We start from the raw sequence: 4,426 nt of genomic DNA on the forward strand, positions 1-4,426 counted from the left end.
GCTCGGAAGGATCCTTCAACCGATCACTTTGGCTTTAACTGATCGGCATTAGCACGAGGCGGTCTTTATAAAAGTTAGCGTAGGACTCTTTAACTACAGAACCTAATTACAGAACCATGGCTGCAATCCAACCGAATACGATCAGTGGGATGTTGTAGTGTAGGAACGTCGGTACTACGGTTTCCCATACGTGCTCGTGTTGACCATCAGCATTAAGACCCGATGTTGGACCTAAGGTTGAGTCAGAAGCTGGAGAGCCAGCATCACCAAGCGCTGCAGCTGTACCTACTAGAGCGATCGTTGCCATAGGTGAGAAACCAAATGCTGCTGCTAGTGGAACGTAGATAGTTGCAAGGATTGGAATCGTAGAGAACGAAGAACCGATACCCATAGTTACCAACAGACCAACAATTAGCATAAGCAGTGCCGCTAGAGGCTTGTTGTCACCGATGCTGGTTGAAAGCGCTTCAACCAAAGATTCAACGCCACCGGTTTGCTTCATTACCGCTGCAAAACCTGCCGCTGCAATCATGATGAAACCGATCATTGCCATCATGTGAACGCCCTTAGTGAAGACATCGTGTGTCTCTTTCCAAGCGATTACACCACCGAAGGTGAATACCATGAAACCAGCCAAAGCACCGATGATCATAGAACCTGTCGATAGTTGCACCGTTAGTGCAGCAACAATACCCGCAGCAGCCACTAGGATGTGCTTCTTGTTGATCTCTTTCACTTCGGTTGAAACAACAGTATGAGACGTTTCTTTGTATTGGCGAGGCTTACGGTAAGTAAAGAATACTGCCGTAAGAAGACCAAAGATCATGCCTGCAGCCGGTAACAACATCGCCATTGGTACTTGGCTTGCTACTACGTTTTCAAGACCGTTGTCGTGAAGGTTTTTAAGCAGGATGTTGTTTAGGAAGATGCCACCAAAACCGATAGGTAGAACCATATACGGAGTAATCAGGCCAAAAGTAAGTACACACGCAACCAGACGACGGTCTAGGTTCATTTTTGCGAATACGCCTAATAGAGGTGGGATTAAAATTGGGATGAAGGCGATATGCACAGGAATCACGTTTTGCGAAGACATGGTCACTAAGATCAAAGACGCAAGGATGCCATATTTTAGACCATTAGATGCCGCACTGTTCTCTTTGCCGTGAATGCGCTTAATGACGCTTTGAGCAAGTAGATCTGTGATACCAGAACGAGAGATAGCAACAGCAAAGGTACCAAGCATTGCGTAGCTAAGTGCGATAGTTGCACCGCCACCTAATCCACTTTCGAACGCTGCTACAGCATCGTTCACACTCATACCAGAGGCCACGCCACCGATAATTGCGCTGAACGTGAGAGCCACGACAACGTTTACGCGCATCAAAGCTAAAACAAGCATGATGCAAACTGAAATTACAACAGGATTCATATTATTCTCGGGATGTTGTGTTTTTTATGAAGGCAATACGAGTGAACGTTTACCGACTCTATTTGTTATTCTTCGTCAACAAGAGGCCAACCACCAAGGGCTTTCCATTTGTTTACTATGCCGCAAAATAACTCTGTGGTTTTTTGCGTATCATACAAAGCAGAGTGTGCTTCTTTGTTGTCAAATTCCATCCCCGCAGTGCGGCAAGCTTTAGCCAAAACGGTTTGACCGTAGGCAAGACCACTAAGGGCTGCAGTGTCAAAAGTTGCAAATGGATGGAAAGGGACGCGTTTAAGCTTACAACGCTCACTTGCTGCATTAACGAAGTTTAAATCGAACGTAGCATTGTGAGCGACCATGATTGCGCGACTGCAATCTGAAGCTTTTTGTTCTTTTCTCACAAGCTTGTAGATTTCTTTAAGGGCTTCTTGTTCCGACACAGCACCACGTAATGGGCTAAATGGGTCTTTAATTCCGTTAAAGTCTAATGCTGCCTGCTCTATATTTGCGCCTTCAAAAGGCTCAATGTGAAAATGAAGCGTTGATGCAGGGTGCAGATCTCCGTTCTCATCCATTCTTAGTGTAATGGCACAGATTTCTAATAATGCATCGGTTTCAGCGTTAAACCCTGCGGTTTCCACGTCGATGACCACTGGGAAATAGCCACGAAAGCGTTTTTTAAGGGTCAGAGCTTCGTTTTCTACAGTCATGTTAGCCCAAATATGTGTGATTAAGGCAGCATTATTGCAGATAATAGCAGTGATAAAAACTAGGGAAGGGCAATAAATCATAAATTAGCCGACCTATTTCGGCTTGATAATTGCATATTCAAACGTGATGGAAAAATGCGGCAATTGGCTGCATTGTTAAACGAATTGCTTAAGAGATACTCCACTTTATGAAGAAACAACTCATAACAGGTTCAATGCTATTTTCGCTACTTATGTCGTCATCAGTATTGGCACAAGAAAAGCGTTACGGAGCATCTCCTCTACAGTCGACGTGGGAGATGGTGGCTAACACGCCACTAGAATGTCGCTTGGTTCACCCTATCCCCAACTTTGGTGATGCTGAGTTTTCATCTCGCGCGAGTAAAAAAATCATTTTGGATTTTGAGCTTAAAATGCGTCGCCCAATGGGTGCGACACGCAATGTAAGCTTGATCTCTATGCCGCCAGCTTGGCGTCCGGGCGAAAGTGCTGACCGCATGACGACCATTAAGTTCTTCCAACAATTTGATGGCTATGTTGGTGGTCAAACCGCTTGGGGGATTTTGAGTGAGTTGGAGAAAGGGCGTTACCCGACATTCAGCTATCAAGAGTGGCAGAGCCGAGATCAGCGAATCGAAGTTGCACTGTCGTCGGTATTATTCCAAGAAAAGTACAATGTGTTCAGTGACTGTATCGCCAACTTATTGCCTTACAGCTTCGAAGATATCTCTTTTACTATCTTGCACTACGATCGTAACAGCGATCAGTTGAATAAGTCTTCACGTAAGAGACTCAGCCAGATTGCCGACTATGTTCGCTATAACCAAGACATCGACCTTGTGCTGGTGGCTACATACACCGATTCCGTCGATAGCAAAGGTATTAGCCAGAATCTTTCAGAGCGCAGAGCGGAATCATTAAGAGAGTACTTTAAATCTCTAGGCTTGCCAGAAGACCGCATTCAAGTACAAGGTTATGGTAAGCGTCGTCCAATTGCTGACAACAACTCGCCAATTGGTAAAGACAAAAACCGACGTGTTGTTATCTCTTTAGGTCGCACACAGGTGTAATCTGAACAATAGCTCGTTTTGAAATGACAAAGCCCGTCTTCACTGATGACGGGCTTTTTTATATTTTAAATTTGAGTCGTTGTTTAAACGTAATTTGTTTAGTTCAAGCGGAAGCGGGCGATCATTTCACAGTTGGTCGCGGTATCGATCTTTTCCACCATAGAAGCAATTTTAGGGTTGGGATGGCGTTTCATGAAATCGATAAGGGCTTTCTTACAGCAACCAATTGAGTCAATGAAGCTTGAACATTGCGTATTGGGACATTGCGGGATCAGTGTCAGTACTTTTTCTGAAGCCAATTGGAGATACTTGAGTTCATATTCAGTATCGCCGGCCCATCGCCAAAACTGAGCGAGGTTGTGACAAGAAATCACAGAGATAAGTAAGCGCTCGTCCGCTTGGATATCGGTACGTTCAGTAATTTTTTCGCTTAAACTCAATGCTTGCTGATAGTGAAGAATACTTTGTACAGGATCGTCGAGCTGTAATGCCGTATCGGCAAGTAACGTGTGTTTTTCCCATTCGCTAATCATTGTGTTACCTCACTAATCAATAGGGGACTTAATTTAAATGATAATTATTATCATGTAAAGTTTCATCAGTGAGAATGTTGTAATAATTAGTAAAGAATATCGATTATTAATAGAGCTACAAAAAAAGCGAGCTTTATGCTCGCTTATAGTGTTTATTCCATAGCCAAATATTGCAGAGGCTACGAAGGGTTAACCTTCTAGACCAGCACTTGCTTGTTTGTTCTGAATAAGCTCAATCATGTAGCCGTCAGGATCTTTAACGAATGCGATGTGAGTAGAGCCGCCTTTTACAGGGCCCGCTTCACGTGTCACATTACCGCCTGCTGCTTTAATCGCGTCACACGTTGTGTAGATGTCATCAACTCCGATAGCAACGTGACCAAAAGCTGAGCCAAGGTCATATTCAGTCGTGCCCCAGTTGTAAGTCAGCTCAATCACAGCGCCTTGAGATTCGTCACCAAAGCCAACGAAAGCCAGTGTGTATTCGTACTCTTTATTCTCGTTCTTACGTAACAGCTGCATGCCCATTACATTGGTGTAGAACTCGATAGACTTGTCTAGATCACCAACGCGTAGCATGGTGTGTAAAATACGGCCGTTTGACATGATTTGCTCCTAGCTTTAATTATGTATACGTTTTTGTAATTCTGTTTTATGCCGCTAGAAAAATGCGGCATTGTT

5 protein-coding genes are annotated in these 4,426 nt (G+C 44.1%); 1 reads left to right on the forward strand and 4 read right to left on the reverse strand.

Annotation, left to right across the window (positions count from 1 at the left end):
- Positions 1 to 106: 106 nt before the first annotated feature.
- Both AB6C75_RS21515 and rnt read right to left on the reverse strand, forming a co-directional pair.
- Positions 107 to 1,432, reverse strand: coding sequence for a Na+/H+ antiporter family protein (locus AB6C75_RS21515; RefSeq protein WP_012603527.1), 1,326 nt, complete (start codon positions 1,430 to 1,432; stop codon positions 107 to 109).
- A 65-nt stretch (positions 1,433 to 1,497) separates the two neighbouring features.
- Positions 1,498 to 2,142: a ribonuclease T gene (gene rnt, locus AB6C75_RS21520; RefSeq protein ID WP_029222960.1), complete on the reverse strand. Its 645-nt coding sequence runs from the start codon at positions 2,140 to 2,142 to the stop codon at positions 1,498 to 1,500.
- Positions 2,143 to 2,330: 188 nt separating this feature from the next.
- Between rnt and motY the strand changes: the two genes are divergently transcribed.
- Positions 2,331 to 3,212, forward strand: coding sequence for a flagellar protein MotY (gene motY / locus AB6C75_RS21525; RefSeq protein WP_012603529.1), 882 nt, complete (start codon positions 2,331 to 2,333; stop codon positions 3,210 to 3,212).
- A 98-nt stretch (positions 3,213 to 3,310) separates the two neighbouring features.
- Here motY and AB6C75_RS21530 read toward each other — a convergent pair whose 3' ends face one another.
- Together AB6C75_RS21530 and gloA are read right to left on the reverse strand one after the other, a co-directional pair.
- Positions 3,311 to 3,745 carry a DUF2753 domain-containing protein gene (locus AB6C75_RS21530; protein WP_012603530.1) on the reverse strand — a complete coding sequence of 145 codons (435 nt, stop codon included), beginning with the start codon at positions 3,743 to 3,745 and terminating at the stop codon, positions 3,311 to 3,313.
- Between the two features lie 189 nt (positions 3,746 to 3,934).
- On the reverse strand, positions 3,935 to 4,351 hold the full coding sequence (gene gloA, locus AB6C75_RS21535) for a lactoylglutathione lyase (RefSeq protein WP_004734046.1): 417 nt from the start codon (positions 4,349 to 4,351) through the stop codon (positions 3,935 to 3,937).
- Positions 4,352 to 4,426 lie beyond the last annotated feature (75 nt).

The organism is Vibrio sp. 10N.237.312.B06, assembly GCF_041464685.1.
In the GTDB taxonomy this organism is placed as follows: domain Bacteria; phylum Pseudomonadota; class Gammaproteobacteria; order Enterobacterales; family Vibrionaceae; genus Vibrio; species Vibrio tasmaniensis_A.

Bases quoted from the DNA above. Each gene is read 5' to 3' on its own strand.
- AB6C75_RS21515 (WP_012603527.1), bottom strand. From the start codon at position 1,432: ATGAATCCTGTTGTAATTTCAGTTTGCATCATGCTTGTTTTAGCTTTG.
- rnt (WP_029222960.1), bottom strand. From the start codon at position 2,142: ATGACTGTAGAAAACGAAGCTCTGACCCTTAAAAAACGCTTTCGTGGC.
- motY (WP_012603529.1), top strand. From the start codon at position 2,331: ATGAAGAAACAACTCATAACAGGTTCAATGCTATTTTCGCTACTTATG.
- AB6C75_RS21530 (WP_012603530.1), bottom strand. From the start codon at position 3,745: ATGATTAGCGAATGGGAAAAACACACGTTACTTGCCGATACGGCATTA.
- gloA (WP_004734046.1), bottom strand. From the start codon at position 4,351: ATGTCAAACGGCCGTATTTTACACACCATGCTACGCGTTGGTGATCTA.